Raw genomic sequence first — 19,414 nt, forward strand, 5'->3', positions numbered from 1 at the left:
CCGCAGCCCGGTATGGTCGTTGGTGAACTGGCTGGGTCGGGCGCAATCGGTAAATCGATGCAGGAAATGGTTGCGATCTTCGCGCCACACGACCTTGGCATTCGTGTTCACACATGTTTTGCTGGCAGCCGTTAAAGAGTGATGAGTTTGAATTGGAAAGGTAGTTTCAGTGAACGGACAAATTCGGAAGATTATCCCGGTACTTCTGGCAGGCGGAGCGGGATCGAGATTGTGGCCGGTATCACGCGATCAATTGCCCAAACAGTTTCAGCCGCTCGTCGGAGATCTCTCCACCTATCAGCAGACATTGCAGCGCGTGAGCGACACGGCGCTTTATGATCAGCCGCTGGTCATCACCAATGAAGACTTCCGTTTCTTTGCACGCAGGCAGGCCGAAGAAATCGACCTCTCTGCAACGGTCGTACTCGAGCCCGCCCGCCGTGATAGCGCAGCCGCGATGGCCGCTGCTGCCGTGCTGGCCGAACGCCGGGAGCCGGGGTCTCTGGTTCTGGCGCTCGCAGCCGACCATGTGGTGCTGGACAACGACAAGTTTTCGGATGCCGTCAGGCTCGGTGCAGAAGCGGCGGAGGAGGGCAATATCGTGGTCTTCGGTCTCACGCCGACCGAACCCAGAACCTCCTACGGCTATATCAATCCGGGCGAGCCAATCAACGGCAATGAAGACCTGTGTGTGGTCGAAGCCTTCGTGGAAAAGCCGGATGAAGAGACGGCGATTTCCTATGTGGAAAAAGGCTACCTCTGGAATTCAGGCAACTTCCTCTTCCGCTCCGATGTGATGATTGCCGAGCTGAAAGCCTATGTCCCTGACATTCTCGACGCCGTCACCCGCTCGGTGGATGAGCATGAGAACGACCTCGGCTTCGTGCGACTGCACAAGGAGAGCTTCGAGGAGTCGCCGAAGAACTCCATTGATTATGCGGTCATCGAAAACACCAAACGTATGGCTGTTGTTCGAGGCCATTTCCGCTGGTCGGATATTGGCAGCTGGGATGCGATCTGGGAGATTGCCGACAAGCAGGACAATGGCAATGCGGTCGAGGGCCAAGGCATTTTCGTTGATTCAGAAGGGTGCCTCATCCATTCGAGCAGCATTCTAACGACGGTTGTTGGTGCCAAGGATTTGGTCGTGGTGGCGACGAAAGACGCCGTTCTCGTGACGCCGAAAGACCGGGTGCAGAGTGTCAAAGGTCTGGTCGAGTCCCTGAAAGACAGCGATCATGTGCGCAAGACGGAAATTCATCGACGCGCCTATCGCCCGTGGGGCCACATCGAGCAGACCGATTCCGGTCCGCGTTACCGCGTCAGCCACCTGAAGGTGGAGCCGGGTCACAGAATATCGCTTCAGCAGCATTACCACCGCTCCGAACACTGGATCATCGTGCGCGGCACGGCGACAGTGACGATCGGCGAAGAGACGCGCCTGCTGACGGAAAACGAGTCGATCTACATCCCACTCGGCAAGCCGCACCGCCTAGCCAATGACGGCCAGATTCCGCTGGAACTCATCGAAATCCAGACCGGCTCGTATTTTGGTGAGGATGACATCAGACGCTTGCAGGATGATTACAAGCGCGAGTGATATGTTTGGCGATCAGGGTCTGATTGTTTCAGACCCTGACATTTGCCGCAGATGCAGTCCGGTGGCTACATTTCCTGATTGTCAGGCCACGAGTTTTTCACCGCTCAGGTGGCGTTCCAGAAATGGCAGGCTGTCCTGCCCCCAGTAAAGCTCACCCTTGTAACGGAATGTCGGTAGTCCGAATACGCCGGCATCCTTGGCGGTGTGGTAGTTCGCTGCCCATTGGGCTTTGACGTCGCTTGCTAACGCATGTTCGGCCAGTTCTTTTCCGTTGAGACCGACAGCATCGGCAATGGCGATGTGAACCTCTGGATTGCCGATATCGCGCCCTTCGCTCCAGGATGCGTGTTGAAGGGCAGAGGCCAGTGTCGCCCAGTCCTCGCCTCTCAAGGCTGCGGCGATGACGAGATAACCTGCCGGTGTCGGGTCCGAAAGCGCAGCGCGATTGTCGAAGTTCAGCACTTTGCCGCGGAGCGCTGCCCAACGCTTGAGATCCTTGGTCCAGTAGGCGCGGCGGGCATCCGGGCGGTTACGGGAATAAATCCCGCCATTTTCTTCAATCAGTGGAATGACGTAGGGCTTGATCTCGACATCGAAACGCTCTGCAAGATCGCGAAAAGCATCAAAGCCGATGTAGGCCCAGGGCGAGCCGATGCCGAAGAAATAATCGATGGTTTTCGTCATTGATGTGTCCTGAATTATAGTGCGGCGAGTTTTGATAGCGGCTCTTGGAGAGCTGCTTTCGGGAAAACATCTGCAATATCGATGGAGCCCGGTGCCGATCCTGAGCGGGCCAAGCTGGCTGCTGCCTGCTGGATTGCCCTGTTGAACGGCGTTTCGATGCCATGCAGGCGCCCGAGCCTGACGATTTCGCCATTGAGGTAATCCACCTCGCTGGAGCTTCCGCGGCTGAAGCTCTGCCAGGTCGATTGCTGGCCGCGTTTTACACCGCTGTTGTCGGCAATACGCCAGCCGTCCAGACTTATTTTGCGCTCAGTGGCTTGCGCGGGGTCGAAACCAGCGGCCTTCAGCACGCGCGCCGCTTCCTGGCTGAGATCGTCACCCGCCTGTTGCAGTTGCTCCGGTGTCCCGGCAAAAAGCTCCACCGCATTGCGCACGTTGTGAAGCAGCTTCGCCGCTTTCCAGCGACGGATATCATCGCGTGGTTCGGCCAGATAGTTGGCTGCTGTCAGATCAGCCGCGATCTCATCGGCAATAGCATCCCTTCCGTTCGGATATCGCCCAAGCGTGAGCGCACCAACCTGCGGGTCGCCCGCGACGGATACTTTTCCCGTCTCTAAGAAAAGCGCAGGCGTGAGAATGCTGGCCGCATAGACATTCTGGAATCGTCTGAGCGTAATGTCTTCCGAGGAAAGCCCGTTCTGGAAGGTCACGATGGGCAGGTCGGAGGAGGTTTCTGAGCGGCTGTCTTCCAGCGGCAGTTCCGCCCAGTCCCGGGTCGCCTCTTCCACATCCTGCGTTTTGACGGTCAGTAGAAGGATGTCGCTTTTGCGCAGTATCGGCGGTTCGCTGACATCGAACGTATTGAGGCGAATGGTCTGCGCGCCGCTTGGGCGGCGATATTCCAGGCCATGTTCCAGAATATGTTTGATCTGACGACCCCTGCCAACGAGCGCATAGTCGATGCCCGCCTGCTGAAATTCAGCGGCAAGGCTTGCTCCCACGGCGCCCGCCCCGATGATGATGTAACGCGTCATGCCTGTCCCTCTTGAACCTTCAACCAGCTTTACGGATCGGGTTTGAGCTAACGGTTTCCGGCCGGGGATTCAATGTCGCTGGCGTCGGTGCTGGCGCTCCCCGTTGCAGGGCAGCGCGGCCTAGCATGGCCACGGACGTATCTTCCTGCGGTGCGTGCACCAAAACCGACTGAATGTCGCGGAAGTTCCGTTCCAGACCAAGATCGGCGCCGAGACCCGGATTGCCGAGTGCGCCGACTGCGATCTGCACGGCTTCTTTCAACTGCCGTCCGGCGAGCAGACGTGCCCGGATCATTTTTTCACCGTCCGCCGGCGCATGGTTCAGGCCATCGAAAATGATCTGTCGTGCGCCGGAAACGAGAAGATCGATCTCACCGGCCAGATTGATAAAGCGCTCCGTGCGGGCAACGGGATAGCCCAGATTGGCCGGTACACGCTCATGGGCGAAGCGGATGAAATTGTCTCGCGCCGCCTCTGCCACGCCGAGATAGATGGCCGTTAGCGCAAGTGTCATACCGGCATGGGCGAGATTGTCCTGCGTACCCGATGAGATATCGGTGAGATCGATAACGTCTTCATGCGGGATTTCAACCGCATCGAATTCGACATCATGCGAGCCGCTCGCGCGCATGCCAAGGCTGTTCCAGTTCTGGATGATGTTGATGCCCCGGCTGTCGGCAGGAACGACGAAGGTGCCGACGCGCTGGGGCGTTTCATCCGTGGTCGCCCAAACCAGAAAGTATGTCAGACCGAGCGCGCCAGTCACGAAGCGCTTGCGCCCGCTGATCGACCATCCATTGCCTGTTCGCCGCGCAAGTGTCGAAGGCAGGCCGCCACGGGCAGGGGAGCCGAGTTCCGGCTCCACGCGGGCGGCGTTGAGCAGCACGGGACGCGTTTTCGTTTCCTCGAGAATACGGCGATAGATTGCCTGTGGCCAGCGGTTGCGGCTGGCTTCACCGAGATGGGTGTATAGCGTCATGGCAGTGATGAGCGCCACTGAAGGATCGGCGCGACCCAATGCCGCCAGAACATGTGCCGTATCGACAAGCGTTTCGCCTCTACCGCCAAAGGCTGCGCCGACGGTGCCGTTCAGAAATCCGCCCGCATGCACGGCGCGAATGCCCGTCCATGGGAATTGATCGCCTCTGTCGGCTTCCGGTGCCGCTTTTGCGACGATATCCGCGACCTTGTCCAACTCTGCATTGTCGTGTGGCACGTTGATCCTGCTTTCTGATCTTCGGACAGGAAACATCCGGCCGCTCCATTTTTAGGCGCGGCGTTGAATCGTCTGTGTAGAAATGGCCCGCTGCTTGTCAGGAAACAGCGGGCGTCGAAGCATCAGGCGACCTTGCGTTTGCCTTCTCGTTCCTCAAGGCCTTCGCGCACAAGTGGCAGGACATAACGGCCATAGTCGATGGCATCGTTGTAATTGTCGTATCCGCGAATAGAGATCAGATCGGCACCGAGATCTACATAGTCGAGGATGGAATCGGCAATCGTCTGTGGTGAGCCGACAAGCGCGGTCGATGCGCCGCTGGCATTGGTGGCAGTCACGGTCGGGTACCACAGTGCACGATCATGCACGTCGCCACGCGCCGCAATCTGCAATAGGCGTTGCGAGCCGACATTGGCCGGTGCAGGTGCGGCTGGCGGTGCCTTGCCCAATCCTTTTTCGCGGTTGGCATTCAGCGCTTCCAGAACACGGTGCGCCTTGGCCCAGGCCAGATCGTCCGTTTCGGCCACGATAGGACGGAAGGTCACCCAGATGCGCGGGCGGTCCGTTCGCCCGGCCTTCTTGGCTTCGCCGTAGATGCGGTCGATCTGTTCTTTCGTCTCCGCAAGCGGCTCGCCCCAGAGGCCGAAAATATCCGCCAGCGATCCACCGATACGATAGGCCGCGTCGGACGATCCGCCAACCGAGACAGGGATCGTGCCATGGGTTGGACGCACGGCATTGCGGAACTGTTTGAACTGGTAGTGCGTGCCATCGAAATCGAATGGCTCACTGCTGGCCCAGGCCTGACGCAGAATGCGGATATATTCCTCGAGCCGCTCATAGCGCTGTTCCTTGGTCAGGAAATCGCCTTCACGCGCCTGCTCCTGATCGCTGCCGCCTGCGATGAAGTGAACCACCACACGCCCACCGCTCAGCTGATCCAGCGTCGCCAGAGCCTTGGCGGCGACGGTCGGGTAAATCGTGTTTGGGCGCAACGCGATGATGATCTTGATGTTTTTGGTATGGGCCGCAATCGTCGCGCCGATGGTAAATGGGTCGTGCGATGACGATCCATAGGGCACGAGCGTATAGTTGAAGCCGTAATCATCCAGCGATCGGGCGTAGCGCACGAGAAAAGCCGGATCGATAGACGGGTCGGGGATCGGATCGAGTTCCGTGGATGGATTTGTAAAGGTAACGCTTATGAATTCCGTCGTCATGCCCTGTCCTCGCGGCTGATATTCGAAGAATGCCCAGAACCTAAGACCGGATACCCGTGTGAGAAAGACAGGCTGTTCTTTGTCTATAGAAATAATAGAAATAAAATTCCAATCCGGCCAGGCATGATGAAAGCGTGCCGACGAGAGACTTTTGCTCATTTAAGGACGTGCAGAGCGCCATAACTTTCGCGCCCTAACTGCGCCTCAATGGGCTTTTAGCTCGTGAACCAGTTCTTAACCCAATGGCAGAGTTTGGTTGAGTGGCAGGTGCAGTGGATCGTTTTTCAGGAACAAACGTTAACGTTGCGCCATTCATTATCCGAAAAGGGCAAACGGGCTGCTGCGGGTCAAGAATCAAACAGGAGAAAACAAAATGAAAAAAGCTTTTGCCGTAACCTTCGCCGCAATGACGCTGGGCCTCGGTGGCACCGCAAGCGCAATCGCTGCGGACCTCGCAACCTATCCCGAAGCGACATATCAGGACCAGGATGACCGCAACGGTGTCAAGATCGGTTACCTGACCTGCGACGTTGGTGGTGGCGTTGGTTATGTTATTGGCTCTGCCAAGGAACTTGATTGCACATTCCAGTCCACGATGGGCGCTCGCCGCACCGACCATTACAGCGGTGCGATCCGCAAGATGGGTGTAGACCTCGGCTTCACCACGCAGGGTCGCCTCGTTTGGGCCGTCTTCGCTCCGACTGCCGGTTACCACAAGGGCTCGCTCGGTGGCCTCTATCAGGGTGCTACAGCTGAAGCCACGGTCGGTCTCGGCGTTGGCGCAAACGTTCTGGTTGGCGGAACAGCCGGTTCCATCCAGCTTCAGACTGTCAGCGTCACAGGCCAGGTTGGTCTGAACCTCGCTGCAACGGGCACATCGGTCACGTTGAACCCAATCAACGGCTAAATGCGTTACGTCAATCTGACGCATCAACACCACGCCCTTCTCGTCGTATAGACGGGGAGGGCGTTTTTATTTGGCATAAGGATAATGCAGGATGACGAGAAAGCTGGGTTTGCTGACGGGCATCTGTCTCCTTCTGTCCATGTCCACCCTATGGGCGGATGGCGATCCAGAGCGCGGTGAACGCGCTTTCAGCAAATGTTCCGCCTGCCACAGTATCGAGAACCCTCGTACCCGCATGGGACCGCATCTCATGGGCGTCGTCGGCAGACCGGCAGGCTCCGTCGCGGATTACAGTTATTCGCAGGCAATGAAGGATGCTGGTGCAGGTGGCTTGATCTGGAACGACGAGAAGCTTCATGCCTTTCTGTCCAGCCCGAAAAAGACGGTTCCCGGCACTTCCATGCGCTTTTTCGGTCTGTGGAGCGATAGCGAGATCGATGATCTCATCGCCTATCTGAAAACGGTGCCTTTGCCGCCGCAGTGATCGTCAGGGTGAGCCCTGAGCCAGTATCTCTTCGGCATCATCGAGAGACATCCGGTACACTTGGTTTGCGATCTCGAAACTGTAGCCGTTCCGGGCAAATGCGGAGATTTCCTTCTGCATTCTCTTCTGGTCGGCCTCATCACGCCGGAATGGCCCGAAGCGGCGTTTTCGCGCCATGATAACAGCTGCGTAGAGATCGTCGGCTTCGCTCAAAGCCTGCGCGGTGATGTCTTTGCCGACACCTTTGATGCTGAGCTTTTGCGCAATCGCCCTGCGTGATTTACCGCCGCGAATGGCGGAGCGGGTGGCAATTTCGGCATAGGCGACGTCATCCAGCGCCTTGATGTCATAGGCGAATTTGACCGCGGCATTGGCCAGCGCTTCAATCTGCTCGGCGGTGATGTCTTCGAATTTCTGCTTTGCCTTGCGTGCAATGGCATCGAACAATTGCCGCTCGGTCATCATCCGGCGTTCCAGCCGGTAGATGGTGGAGTTGCGCACCCAAGTCAGCATTCTGGCGGTGGGAGCACTCGGCGCTTCCGTTTGATCAGTCACCGAAATCAGTCCCTGTCGTCCATATCGATGAAAGCTGTCTAGATAAAATCCGCCGATTGTTAAACCCAAATTGTTTGCCAGCCATCATGTCGCTGGAAGGGCGTAGACATTGATTGGGGCTTCGAGGCCCCGCAGCGTATGGGCACCGATGCTCTCAAAATCTCTGATGTTTCCGGCCATGTCCACGAATGTCTCTGACATCAGTACGGATCGTTTGATTTCCTTCGTCAGGCTTTCCAGCCGCGATGCGATGTTGACGGCTGGGCCGATGACGGTGAAATCCAGCCGGCTTTTCGAGCCGATATTGCCATACATGACATCGCCCACATGCACGCCAATGCCGTAACCAAGCGGCTCGTGACCACGCTTCATATTTGCTTCGTTCAGAGCTTCCAGATGGACTTGTGCTTCTTCAATGGCGGAAATCAGGTTGGCGCAGGCGTTCGGGTTGCTCAGTGGGAAAATGGCGAGCAGGCCATCCCCCATGAATTTCAAAATTTCACCGCCGAATTTTTCGATAGGCTCGGACATTGCGTCGAAATAGCCGTTGAGCAGCTCGATGACGTCGTCGCGTGGCCATAGGTCGGAAATATGGGTGAAATCGCGGAGGTCACAGATCAGGATGGCCGCACCCACCGTGGCGCCGCTGCCGCGTCGCGTCGCGCCATCCAGAATTGCTTGGCTGGCATGGGGGCCGACATAGGTTTCCAGCAATGTGCGCGCCATGCGGTTTTTAAGGCGAATTTCCGATACCAGAGCGATGGCTGGAACAAGGCTACGCAGCATGTCTATCTCTGCATCCGTAAACCCGCCCGGCCTGTCGCTGGAAAAGGTCACGACATGGCGCTTGTCGAACGTATGGTTCAGCGGCCATGCGCAATATTCCGTCAGCCCTTCTGCGCGCAGTTCGGCATAGATAGAGTATTCCGGTTCGGTTGGTGGAATGTCCAGGCGGTAACGGATTTCTTCGGCTCCGGACTGTATCGCGTAGATCGGGCTGTTGCGAAATTCCTCCGAGTCTTCCATGCCATAGGCATAGGTCGTAAATTCCGCTTCCAAGCTACCCTTGGACCACAACATGCGCGCGCCGCGCCATTGCGGATGCTGCACGAAAAAGTTCAGCGATGCGCGGGCGACGGCAACACCGGCAGCATTCAGCCGCTGGCAAAGCTCCACGAAGAGATTGTCGATGAAGCGCTGGTTGCTCGTTTCAAGCACCAGCCAGTTCAATATCTCATAGGGCTGCGAAGGCCAGAATGGCTTTGGTGCAGGAGCGTGGGACAGGCCAGCGAGGTTTGCGTCTGTCATTTCAGTCTCACATGTCAGGTCATGGAATAGGAATGCGCGCATCACCAAAACGTTACATCGGGTGATGAGACCTGCATGTGGTATGCCGGAAAGCGGTTTTTAAGGGGGCGCGAAAAAACGCGTGTCGATCTGTGCGATTTTCTCGCCCGTCCTGGAGAACAATGACATCTCCGGAGCGACGGGCGAGGAAAAGCCCTCTTCGGTCGAGGGCAGGGTCAGTGCATCAAACGATGCTGGAAAGCGGAATCTGCAAAGCCGCTGCGACCCGTTGGATATGCGACGGATTGTTGTCCAAGCCGTTTTCGAGGGCGACGATTTCCTGCACGGTCAGGCCACAGGTAATGGCCAGCTGCTCGACCGTGTAACCGGCGCTGTTTCTGGTTGCCGCAATTTTTTCGGCAAATGGTGCGTGTGTCTGATCGCTGGAATGAGGATGTGAAACAGATATTGTCATTATAATCTCCCTAGAATGGACATTGAATGGAACCGGTGTCCATCGGAGTTCCCGGCATTTAATGCGACCGCGCTGCATAAGGAGAGGGGATATGGTGCAGCGCAGCAGGAAAATAGCCATCTTTGCCGTGCTAGCAATAGTTAAATTTTAGTAAGGATTCTGAACGTCCGTTCATCGGGGTGTATCGTACTGTTTTTAAACCATATTATTGGACCGCATATCCCGGCGAAAGTCGGATGGTGACATGCCCGCAACCTGCCGAAAAGCCTTGTTGAACGCGCTGACAGAACCGAAGCCACTTTCCATCGCGACTTGCAGAATGTTGTCGTTATCGTTGATCAACATAGCCTGCGCGCGGGAAAGACGCAGCAGCGTCAGATACTTGATCAATGTCATGCCGGTCGATTTGCGAAACAGATTCATCGCATATTTCGGGTGAAGGCCTGCCGAGCGCGCGATATCCGTCGCATCGATATCTTCCAGAAAATTCGCCGCAACAAAATCGCACATCCGCACAACGCTTAAGGAAGGGGAGCCCTCTGCATCGACGACCTTACCTTCTTGCGAGGCAGGCGAAACGACCGTGTAGGGTTCCATGAACATTCGCTCCACCCGCAACAGCAGTTCTTCCACTGCATTGTCTGCTTTCAGCGGATCATCAGAATTGGCATAGCGGAACCAGCGGGAAAAATTCTCGTCGTCGGATGGATCCGTTACCGAGGTCAGCATGGTCGCGCCGCCCATCAGCTTTGTGGAGACGGCAACGGGCAGCCGCATGCGAAAGAAGTGAAGCAACGGAAGGTGGGCTCCGGCATAGAAAGAATCCTCGGAGGATTGGTCCATTTGGTGGGCCTGCCCACCCCAGAACAGGCACATCTGCCCGGCCTCGACACGCAGGGAATGGTCGCCCATGCGGTAATGGACACTACCTTGCATGATGTAATTGATCTCGATCTGGGCGTGCCAGTGGGGCATGAGCATGACGGGGGGGTGGGTGCGGAAAAACTGCAGCTTGGTCGGCGTACCCTCGATGCTGCTGGCACCGGGATGATAGACCGCTCTCTCCCTGATCTTACTTTCCGCCAAATCCATGTTCCCTTTCTACGAGACAGATATTATCCCGCCGCTAATCTGCCCGTGTCGTTGGAGGACGGCAATTGAAAAGGGAGGTTTTCAATGGGCTTTAAATTTATCGGCGCATCTGTATCGCTTGCGCTGCTGGCTGCTGCACCGGCGGCCGCACAATCTACCACCATCACAATCTGGAGCTGGGATGTTGCCGCATCGGCGTTGAAGTCCACGCTGGAGGGTTTCAACAAGAAATATCCCGATATCAAGGTGGATGTTCAGGATCTCGGAAACAGCAAGGTTTACGACAAGTCACTGGCCGCCTGTGCAGCCGGTGGAGAAGGTCTTCCGGATATTGTCACGGTGGAAAATTTCGAGGCAGAGGTGTTCTGGTCGCGCTTTCCGGATTGTTTTACGGATGTGACTGCACTCGGCTATACCCCTGAAAAGCAGGCACTCTTCCCGGAATTCAAGCGAACCGAACTTGAGGTCGATGGCGTGGCCTACGCGGTGCCGTGGGATTCCGGCCCGGTTGCGATGTTCTACAGACGCGACTTTTATGAAAAGGCAGGCGTCGATCCGGCCACGATCAAGACGTGGGATGATTTCATCGCTGCGGGTAAGAAGGTCATGGAGGCCAATCCCGGCACTGTCATGACGCAGGCGGATTTCAACGGCGACAGCGAGTGGTTCCGCATGATCGCCAATGAACAGGGATGCGGTTACTTTTCGACCGATGGCCAGAGCATCACCATCAACCAACCAGCTTGCGTGGCAACGCTTGAAAAGCTCAAGCAGATGAAGGACGCAGGCATCATCACTGCTGCTATCTGGGATGAAAAAATCCAGTCCAGTGTCGGTGGCAAGGCGGCAACGCAGATGTACGGCGGCTGGTACGAGGGAAGCATCCGCTCAAATGCCCCCGACTTGGCCGGAAAATGGGGTGTCTACCTCATGCCGAGCCTGACAGCCGATGGCCCGCGCGCCGCCAATCTGGGTGGTTCTTCTCTCGCTATAAGCTCTGCCTCGCAGCATAAGGAAGCAGCCTGGAAGTTCATCGACTACGCCCTTCTGACCAATGACGGTCAGATCGATATGCTGAAGTCCTTCGGTCTGGTCCCATCGCTCCTCTCGTCCGACAAAGACCCCTTCGTCAAAGAGCCGCAACCTTTTTGGGGCGGTCAGGCCGTCTGGTCTGACATATTGGCCACCCTGCCGAAAATCGTGCCAAGCCGTGGCACGGCATTCCAGTCCGATGCCGAAGGTATTTACCGTGCCACCCAGACCAAATATCTGAGCGGTGGTTTCCCGGACGCCAAGACGGCGCTCGATGACGCTGCCAAGCAGATCGAGACTGCAACCGGCATTCCGGTTGCGCAATAGCTCCCAGGCCGACCGTTGCCGGACGCTTCCGCGGGAAGCGTCCGGCTAAACTCTCTTCTGGCTTTGTGAGGTCGATATGCCGTTGCGCAACAGGGTCGCATATGCGTTTCTTGCCCCCTATCTCTTGATCTTCGCCACCTTCTGGCTGTGGCCGATCATCAATTCTTTTCTGCTGTCGTTCCAGAACACGCGCATCAACCCCTGGCGTTTTGCGCCGTCGATGAACTGGGGTCGCCTGATTGCGGACCCGGCCTTCTACAACGCCTTGCAGAACACGCTGATCATTCTGGTCGTGCAGGTGCCTGTCATGATTGCGCTGGCAACGATGATGGCGGTGTTGCTCAACTCGCCGCTTCTCAAGGCACGCCCGCTTTACCGTTTCGCCTTCTTCGCGCCCGTTGTCGTGGGTGAGGTGGCCTATGCCGCCGTGTTTCGCCTGATGTTCAGCGCCGATTTCGGCATTATCAATAAACTCATCACATCCGTTGGTCTTGCGCCCGTTGCTTGGTTCGACAATTCCACGGCTGCCATGGCACTCATCATCATCGCCGTCACATGGCGTTGGGCGGGTTATAATGCCATCATCATTCTCGCCGGTCTTCAGTCCATTCCCGGCGATGTCTATGAGGCCGCGCGTCTGGATAATGTCAGCAAGCGCCAGCAATTTATTCACATCACGCTGCCGCTTCTTAAGCCCATCATCATGTTTTGCGTCGTGCTGTCAGTCATCGGCACCATGCAGCTGTTCACCGAACCCTTCCTCATCACCAACCGCGGCGGTCCCGGCGGAGCAACGGAGACGCTGGGTATTTTCCTTTATCGTCAGGGCTTTACGTCGCTCAACTTCGGTTATGCCTCGGCCATTGCCTATACGATTGCGGCTCTCGCCATCGTGATTTCGTTGTTTCAGCTATGGGTTGGGAGGGACGCGAAATGAAGTCCAAGTCGAGATCACTGCTCTGGCAAAAAATCGCTCTCCACGCCGCATTCACGCCGCTTGCCATCATCTGGCTGTTTCCGATCTGGGTAATGTTCGTTTTCTCTACCATGCCGGATTACGGCATCTTCAGCCCAGAAATCGTGCTGCTGCCTTCCACGCATTTCCTGGAGAACTTCCGCAATCTTCAGGCGGATACGGATTTCCTGCGCGCCATGTCCATCTCCATCGGTGTGGCGGTTATCTACACGGTGCTGTCAGTCATGTTGACATCGATGGCGGGCTGGGCGCTGGCGCGTTATCGTTTTGCCGGGCGTTCCGTGGTGGTCGCCATCATCCTGGGCACGATAACGCTGCCCTATGCCGTGGTCGTCATTCCGCAGTTCATCATGGTGGCGCGGGAGTTCAAGCTGGCAAACACCTGGGTCGCGCTGATCGTACCGCCGCTGTTCAACTCACTCGGTGTTCTCTTCATGCGGCAATCCTTTTCCATGATGCCGGGTGAACTTTTCGATGCCGCGAGGGTCGAAGGCGTCAAGGAATGGCAGATTTTCCTGCGCATCGCCTTGCCACTGGCACGGCCCACCATGGCCGCATTGTCGATCATCCTCTTCCTAGCCTCGTGGAACAATTATCTCTGGCCGCTGCTCATCAATTCGCGGCCGGGCATGATGACGGCTCCGGTCGCACTGGGAACTCTGATCGGCCTCACCAAGGTGTCCTGGGGCGGCATCATGGCCGGTGCCATGCTTTTGACCGCGCCCATCCTCGTCGTCTTCGTGCTGTTGCAGCGCCATTTCATCGCCGGCATTTCTGCCGGTGCCGTCAAGTAATCCGGGAGGAACCGCATGGCGGAACTGTCACTGAAAAATGTCATCAAACGTTACGGAGCTCTTGAGGTCATCCACGGTACCGATCTGGAAATTGCCGATGGCGAATTCGTCGTCTTCGTTGGCCCCTCCGGCTGCGGAAAATCTACTCTTCTGCGCATGATTGCCGGGCTGGAGGATATTTCCGGCGGGGAAATCAGCATTGGTGGCACTGTGGTCAACGATGCCGAGCCGATGGATCGCGGCATCGCCATGGTGTTTCAGTCCTATGCGCTTTATCCGCACATGACCGTGGAAGAGAACCTGTCTTTCGGGCTGCGGATGAACGGTAATCCAAAAGCTGACACGGAACAGCGCGTCCGTCGCGCTGCCGATATCCTGCAGATCAATGAGCTGATGCAGCGTCGGCCAAAGCAGCTTTCGGGCGGCCAACGGCAACGCGTCGCCATTGGTCGCGCTATTGTGCGCCAGCCACGGGTCTTCCTGTTCGATGAGCCGCTGTCGAACCTCGATGCGGAGCTGCGCGTGCAGATGCGAGTGGAGATTTCCAGACTTCACAAGCAGCTTGGCACAACCATGATCTACGTCACCCATGACCAGACCGAGGCCATGACGCTTGCCGATAAGATCGTGGTTTTGCGGGCAGGGAGCATCGAGCAGGTCGGTGCGCCGCTCGATCTTTACGACGACCCCGCCAATCGTTTCGTGGCCGGTTTCGTCGGCTCCCCGAAGATGAATTTCCTGCCCGGCAAGGTCTTAGGCCAAACAGCGGATGGGGTGACGGTTCAGGTGACGGACGATCCCGGCGTGACGCTGACGCTGCCGATCCACTCGACCGTCACGGTCGGCAGCGAGGTCGCCCTTGGTGTGCGGCCCGAGCATTTCGGTGATGTCGGCATCGGCGACGCCGATCTGACGGTCGAGATCGATGTGGCCGAGCATCTCGGCAATACGAGCTATGTCTATGCGCGTATGGCCGGAGATATCCCGCTCATTATCGAGCGCCCGGAATCGCGGCACTCCAGCGACCAGCAACAGCTGACGGTCTCGATTTTCGCCAGCAAGACTTTTGTTTTTGACAGTGCCGGTGCCCGCCTGCGCTAACCATCTTCCCAAGACAGAAATGAGGAAAGACATGACTGACGTTCAACCCATCCGTTGGGGCATCATCGGCCCCGGAACCATCGCCCGCACTTTTGCCGATGGCGTTGCCCACTCCAAAACGGGAAAGCTGGTGGCCATCGCCACCCGCAACCCGGATAAGCCGGGTCTGGCTGACGCCTTTCCGGGCGCGCGTATCGTGCATGGGTATGAGGCTTTGCTGAGCGACGCGGAAGTCGATGCCATCTATATCGCAACGCCGCATACGGGCCATGCGGAATGGGCCATCAAGGCCGTACGTGCGGGCAAACATGTGCTGGTCGAAAAGCCAATCGCGCTTTCCGCCTATGATGCGGATGTGATTTTCCATGAGGCGAAGAAAGCCGGTGTGTTTGCCGGTGAGGCCTATATGTACCGCCTGCATCCGCAGACGGCGAAGATCATCGAACTGGTGAGGAACGGCACGATTGGTGACGTCCGCATCATCCGCTCAAGCTTTGGTTTCAACATGGGTGGCTTCAAGCCGGAGCATCGGCTGTTTGCCAATGATGCTGCCGGTGGCGGTATTCTCGATGTGGGCGGGTATCCCGTTTCCATGGCGCGACTGATTGCCGGTGCGGCCTCAGGCACATCGGTTCTGGAGCCGGAAAAAGTATCCGGCGTTGCCCATCTGGGCCAATCCGGTGTGGATGAATGGGCGTCTGCCGTTTTGAAATTCCCGAATGATATCATTGCCGAAGTTTCATGCTCCATCATGGCGCAACAGGACAATGTGCTTCGCATCATCGGCTCGGAAGGACGCATCGAAGTCGAAAACTTCTGGTTTGCCTCCGGTCACAAGGGCGGTGTCGGCAAGATCGAGATCATCAAGGGCGATGATCGGCAGACCGTCGAGGTGCGCGAAGACGGCTGGCTTTACGCCTTTGAGGTCGATGCGGCAGGTGAGGCCATTCGTGCTGGAAAACCCGAATTTGCCTATCCCGGCATGAGTTGGGTAGACAGTCTCGGTAATCTGCAGGTCATGGATCGGTGGCGCGCGTCGGTGGGTCTGGAATATGGCGTGGAAACCGCTGCCAAGCGCGTTTCGAATATCATCGGCGCAAAGGTTGTTGCGAGCAATACGGTGCCCAAACGCAATATTCCCGGTCTTTCCAAGCCGGTATCGGTCGCAGCGCTGGGTTTCGAATTCTTCCCGAATTTCGCATCCGCTTCGCTCACGCTCGACAAGTTCTACGAGGCAGGCGGCAATCTCTTCGATACGGCCTATATATACGGCAGCGGCAAGACGGAGAGCATTTTCGGAGACTGGCACACCAGCCGTAACGTCCCGCGCGAAGACATCGTGCTGATCGGCAAGGGCGCGCATTCGCCGCTCTGCTACCCGGATATGATCGGCAAGCAGCTGGACCAATCGCTTGAGCGCATGAAAACCGATTACGTCGATGTCTACTGCATGCACCGTGACAATACAGAGGTGCCGGTCGGCGAGTTCGTGGACGCCATGGATGCCGAGGTAAAACGCGGTCGCATTCGCGGCATTTTCGGCGGCTCCAACTGGACACGCGAGCGTATGGACGAAGCCGCCGCTTATGCGCAGAAAAACGGCAAGACGGCGCCTGCTGCTCTTTCCAACAATTTCTCGCTGGCGGAAATGCTGGTTCCCATCTGGACGGGCTGCGTTGCCGCTTCAGATGATGGCTGGAAGGAATGGCAGCGCGAACGGCAGATCCCCAATTTCGCATGGTCGAGCCAGGGGCGCGGTTTCTTCACTGAGAAGGCCGGACGTGACAAGCGGGATGATGAGGAGATCGTGCGCGTCTGGTATTCGGATCGCAACTTCGAACGACGGGACCGGGCAATCCAGCTGGCAAAGGAACTGGGCCGAAGCCCGATCCACATCGCTCTCGCCTATGTCGTCGCCCAGCCCTTCCCGGTCATCCCGCTCATCGGCCCACGCACCGTTGCGGAGCTGGAAGACAGCCTTTCAGCGCTCGATATCAAGCTGACGCCGGAACAGGTACGTTGGCTGGAGGCATAGCCGCCAAGAATATGAAGTTACCCTCGGGGGAAACCCGAGGGTATCCTTAAAGCGTTGATCTCACTGCAAGCTCTGCTTCAGCACGTCTTCTGCTTCATAGATCGCGCAGACGATATGATAAAACGTGCTGGTAGGTGCGGGCTCATCAATCATCGGTGCATCCACGGGCCATTTATCGAACCACAGACCGGCAATCGGCGTATCGAGAAAAGGCTGCAAGGCGCCGATGGCCCGCACGGCTGATGTCAGGTAGCGATAGCGTTCTTCACCATGGCTGACGGAGGCCAGTCGCACGGCGGCTTTCAGCCACTCCGTCTGCGGCCACAGCCGCGCCAGCGGATCATGGGTGGTGAAGTCATCGTAAAGGCTCATGATTGCAACTTTGCGGCGTGGGCAAATCCCGTATTTTTCACCGATCTCGAACAGGCGCTTGGCCTTGGCAATCGCGCTGTTATCGTCACGCAAGCTGCCCCAGCGCGTGAGCAGCCAAGCCCATTCGAACTGATGGCCGGGCTCCATGATCCGGCCCTTGTCGCCGGGCATCGGGTTCCAGTCGTGGTCGAAAAACTCACGCAGCCCACCAGATTGGGCGTCGATGAACTTGTCCATGGCAAGATGGGCAATGTCATCCGTCAACTGGTACCAAGGCCCATCTGGATCGACCTTTTCCCACGCCAGCATGGCTTCGAAAAAATGCATATGCGGGTTGGAGCACAGCGGCTCGATTGGCGGGTTAGCTTCTTCAAAACCAGCGACCGGATGGGCATAGTCCTGTTGCAAAACGGAAAGAATGGAAAGTGCACGCTCGCGCATCTCATCCCGGCGCTCGGGAAAAACCATCGCCGTCTGCGCGGCTGCGAACAGGGCGAACGCCTGATTGTAGAAATCGAATGTCGGATCAGTGAGCTTGCCGGAGGCATCCGCCAGATTGCCGTAAAGGCCGTTATCGAGACGATAAACCTTGTCGAACCATGTCAGGCCGTGGTTGACGGCCTTCTGCCACTCGCCGTTCCAGCCCTTCTGGCCAGCCGCCGCATAACAATAGGCTTGTCGTGGCTGCACGCGGGAACGGCGGTTATCGCCCAGCATCGGCTTCGCGTTTTGGCCAATGCGCTCGTAAAAACCGCCATCGGGTTTGGCGGCGCCGACTTCCCACCACATGGGCAGGGCATCTTCATCCAGCCACCGGCGTAATCTCTTCACTTCGTCAGAAAGTTGGCTCGTTATGCTCATCGGTTGATCTGCCATATCCATCCTGTTGCTGCCTGCTTTCTACGTCTGGTTTATTAAAACTGCATCAATGGCAATTCCCTGACACACGCAAAGTTCCAATTAACGTCATGACGGCGTGTTTGGTTATGGCGGATTACATAACGTGTGAGCGAAATATGATATTGATAAATCAGTGGCCTCACGTATTTCATAGCCATGGTCTGGTCATATGTGATTCGTTATGCGCGCGACCTTGCCAGCATTGGTAATGTGGCGGGTGCAGCGGCGATAAAAAACGCTGCTTTTGTTCTATTGCCGAGTATCGCCGTGGTGCTTTCTGGCTGCAACAACCCAGGGGGCATCAGGCCTTCCGGCGCGCCTAAAATGCTGCCGCCTGAAGAAGCACTGATTTTCCCGCCGCCCGGTGGTCCTGAAATCATCAGTGTCATCAACCGTACCTTTTCCAATGCCGTTCAGCAGGATGTGATTTTGCGCTCGGATGCGAGAACGCCCGGCCAGAATTATCTGAAGATCGAACTGTTCGGACCGCAGCGCGCCGAAGATACCGGCAAGGATGGATTGTCCAGCGGCAGCCTGCTCGCCTCGTCCATATCTCGTGAAATCCGCGCCGCAGTCCCGGGTGCAAGTCTCGCGACCTCGGCTGAATATCTGCAAAATGCCTATGGCGCATTTTCCTACGCATCAGGCAGAGGCTCGGGTGATGACACCTGCATCTATGCGTGGCAGCACATTCGCTCGCCCGTAGACATGCGTCAGGGTTTCAAAAATCTCGGGCGCATCAATGTCACGCTCCGGCTTTGCCAATCCGGGGTAACGGCGCGCGATCTGCTGACTGTGATGTATAATTATACGATTACCGGCAGCTATGATGCGGAAGGCTGGAACCCTTACGGCACCGCCCAGAAGCCAGCTGAGGGTATGGGCCGTTCCGGCAATCCGATCTATCCGGTAACGGCAAACGAGTTTCCCATGCAGCCGGGAATACAGACGCCATCTCGGCCGCCGGTTCAGCAGACCAGCCGCCCCGCTATGCGTCAGGTCGTGGCGCAGCCTCAACCACAATTGCCGCCAGAGCCGCAGCAGATCACCAATCCCGCGCCAGCGCGTGTGGTGATCCCTTCGCCGACGGTCGCATCTCCCACCATTGCGCGCCCGGCAGATGTGCCGAAACCGGGCGCGCGTGCGGAAACAAGACGTGTGGTCATCCCATCACCCGATTGCGCCTCATCGGGAGAGGGTTCGCAAAGATGCAATTAACCAATTTAGTATTGTCTTGCGTATAGAGCGTGCCGCGTCGTTATGGTCGAAAGACTGTCATTCCTGATCTCGAGGCAAGTCGCCTCTGGTTGATTTGAAAGCAAG

18 protein-coding genes are annotated in these 19,414 nt (G+C 57.1%); 9 read left to right on the forward strand and 9 right to left on the reverse strand.

Annotation, left to right across the window (positions count from 1 at the left end):
- The first annotated feature begins 169 nt into the window (after nucleotides 1-169).
- Entirely contained in the window at nucleotides 170-1,600 is a 1,431-nt protein-coding gene (locus tag AC27VJ_RS15725; protein WP_488684801.1) for a mannose-1-phosphate guanylyltransferase/mannose-6-phosphate isomerase, read from the forward strand.
- 81 nt (nucleotides 1,601-1,681) lie between these two features.
- Here the strand turns inward: AC27VJ_RS15725 and AC27VJ_RS15730 are convergent, their stop codons facing one another.
- The 4 genes from AC27VJ_RS15730 to AC27VJ_RS15745 all read right to left on the reverse strand — a co-directional run bounded on the left by AC27VJ_RS15730 (nucleotide 1,682) and on the right by AC27VJ_RS15745 (nucleotide 5,754).
- Nucleotides 1,682-2,284 carry a 2-hydroxychromene-2-carboxylate isomerase gene (locus AC27VJ_RS15730; RefSeq protein WP_488684802.1) on the reverse strand — a complete coding sequence of 201 codons (603 nt, stop codon included), beginning with the start codon at nucleotides 2,282-2,284 and terminating at the stop codon, nucleotides 1,682-1,684.
- A 14-nt stretch (nucleotides 2,285-2,298) separates the two neighbouring features.
- Entirely contained in the window at nucleotides 2,299-3,318 is a 1,020-nt protein-coding gene (locus AC27VJ_RS15735) for a ketopantoate reductase family protein (protein ID WP_488684803.1), read from the reverse strand.
- A gap of 19 nt (nucleotides 3,319-3,337) precedes the next feature.
- Nucleotides 3,338-4,534 carry an acyl-CoA dehydrogenase family protein gene (locus AC27VJ_RS15740; protein ID WP_488684804.1) on the reverse strand — a complete coding sequence of 399 codons (1,197 nt, stop codon included), beginning with the start codon at nucleotides 4,532-4,534 and terminating at the stop codon, nucleotides 3,338-3,340.
- Between the two features lie 122 nt (nucleotides 4,535-4,656).
- The gene (locus AC27VJ_RS15745; protein WP_488684805.1) at nucleotides 4,657-5,754 is read right to left on the reverse strand and encodes an LLM class flavin-dependent oxidoreductase; all 1,098 of its coding nucleotides are present in this window, start codon (nucleotides 5,752-5,754) and stop codon (nucleotides 4,657-4,659) included.
- Between the two features lie 373 nt (nucleotides 5,755-6,127).
- On the opposite strand from AC27VJ_RS15745, the gene AC27VJ_RS15750 reads away from it, so the two are divergent.
- A complete protein-coding gene (locus tag AC27VJ_RS15750) occupies nucleotides 6,128-6,661 on the forward strand; it encodes a DUF992 domain-containing protein (RefSeq protein WP_113089022.1) in 534 nt (177 codons plus the stop codon).
- 91 nt (nucleotides 6,662-6,752) lie between these two features.
- The gene (locus AC27VJ_RS15755; RefSeq protein WP_488684806.1) at nucleotides 6,753-7,145 is read left to right on the forward strand and encodes a c-type cytochrome; all 393 of its coding nucleotides are present in this window, start codon (nucleotides 6,753-6,755) and stop codon (nucleotides 7,143-7,145) included.
- 3 nt (nucleotides 7,146-7,148) lie between these two features.
- On the opposite strand, the gene recX is transcribed toward AC27VJ_RS15755, so the two are convergent.
- From recX to AC27VJ_RS15775, 4 genes are all read right to left on the reverse strand, one after another.
- Nucleotides 7,149-7,700 carry a recombination regulator RecX gene (recX, locus tag AC27VJ_RS15760; protein ID WP_488684807.1) on the reverse strand — a complete coding sequence of 184 codons (552 nt, stop codon included), beginning with the start codon at nucleotides 7,698-7,700 and terminating at the stop codon, nucleotides 7,149-7,151.
- Between the two features lie 84 nt (nucleotides 7,701-7,784).
- Nucleotides 7,785-9,008 (reverse strand): adenylate/guanylate cyclase domain-containing protein, encoded by a 1,224-nt coding sequence (locus tag AC27VJ_RS15765; protein WP_488684808.1) that lies wholly within the window; start codon nucleotides 9,006-9,008, stop codon nucleotides 7,785-7,787.
- Nucleotides 9,009-9,231: 223 nt separating this feature from the next.
- On the reverse strand, nucleotides 9,232-9,462 hold the full coding sequence (locus tag AC27VJ_RS15770) for a helix-turn-helix domain-containing protein (RefSeq protein WP_488684809.1): 231 nt from the start codon (nucleotides 9,460-9,462) through the stop codon (nucleotides 9,232-9,234).
- Between the two features lie 195 nt (nucleotides 9,463-9,657).
- The gene (locus AC27VJ_RS15775; RefSeq protein WP_488684810.1) at nucleotides 9,658-10,554 is read right to left on the reverse strand and encodes a helix-turn-helix domain-containing protein; all 897 of its coding nucleotides are present in this window, start codon (nucleotides 10,552-10,554) and stop codon (nucleotides 9,658-9,660) included.
- A gap of 84 nt (nucleotides 10,555-10,638) precedes the next feature.
- On the opposite strand from AC27VJ_RS15775, the gene AC27VJ_RS15780 reads away from it, so the two are divergent.
- The 5 genes from AC27VJ_RS15780 to AC27VJ_RS15800 all read left to right on the forward strand — a co-directional run bounded on the left by AC27VJ_RS15780 (nucleotide 10,639) and on the right by AC27VJ_RS15800 (nucleotide 16,819).
- Nucleotides 10,639-11,913 carry an ABC transporter substrate-binding protein gene (locus AC27VJ_RS15780; RefSeq protein ID WP_488684811.1) on the forward strand — a complete coding sequence of 425 codons (1,275 nt, stop codon included), beginning with the start codon at nucleotides 10,639-10,641 and terminating at the stop codon, nucleotides 11,911-11,913.
- Between the two features lie 76 nt (nucleotides 11,914-11,989).
- Entirely contained in the window at nucleotides 11,990-12,850 is an 861-nt protein-coding gene (locus AC27VJ_RS15785; RefSeq protein ID WP_488684812.1) for a carbohydrate ABC transporter permease, read from the forward strand.
- Entirely contained in the window at nucleotides 12,847-13,683 is an 837-nt protein-coding gene (locus AC27VJ_RS15790) for a carbohydrate ABC transporter permease (RefSeq protein ID WP_488684813.1), read from the forward strand. The genes AC27VJ_RS15785 and AC27VJ_RS15790 overlap by 4 nt, the downstream gene beginning before the upstream one ends.
- A gap of 15 nt (nucleotides 13,684-13,698) precedes the next feature.
- Nucleotides 13,699-14,784 (forward strand): ABC transporter ATP-binding protein, encoded by a 1,086-nt coding sequence (locus AC27VJ_RS15795; RefSeq protein WP_488684814.1) that lies wholly within the window; start codon nucleotides 13,699-13,701, stop codon nucleotides 14,782-14,784.
- A gap of 31 nt (nucleotides 14,785-14,815) precedes the next feature.
- Nucleotides 14,816-16,819 carry an aldo/keto reductase gene (locus AC27VJ_RS15800; RefSeq protein ID WP_488684815.1) on the forward strand — a complete coding sequence of 668 codons (2,004 nt, stop codon included), beginning with the start codon at nucleotides 14,816-14,818 and terminating at the stop codon, nucleotides 16,817-16,819.
- Nucleotides 16,820-16,879: 60 nt separating this feature from the next.
- On the opposite strand, the gene AC27VJ_RS15805 is transcribed toward AC27VJ_RS15800, so the two are convergent.
- Nucleotides 16,880-18,067, reverse strand: a complete 1,188-nt coding sequence (locus AC27VJ_RS15805; protein ID WP_488684816.1) for an AGE family epimerase/isomerase — start codon at nucleotides 18,065-18,067, stop codon at nucleotides 16,880-16,882.
- A gap of 348 nt (nucleotides 18,068-18,415) precedes the next feature.
- Here AC27VJ_RS15805 and bcsN point away from each other — a divergent pair, with 348 nt between their 5' ends.
- The gene (gene bcsN / locus AC27VJ_RS15810) at nucleotides 18,416-19,309 is read left to right on the forward strand and encodes a cellulose biosynthesis protein BcsN (protein WP_488684817.1); all 894 of its coding nucleotides are present in this window, start codon (nucleotides 18,416-18,418) and stop codon (nucleotides 19,307-19,309) included.
- The last annotated feature ends 105 nt before the right edge of the window (nucleotides 19,310-19,414 follow it).

This window comes from Agrobacterium sp. 20P9.1.2 (genome assembly GCF_057799395.1).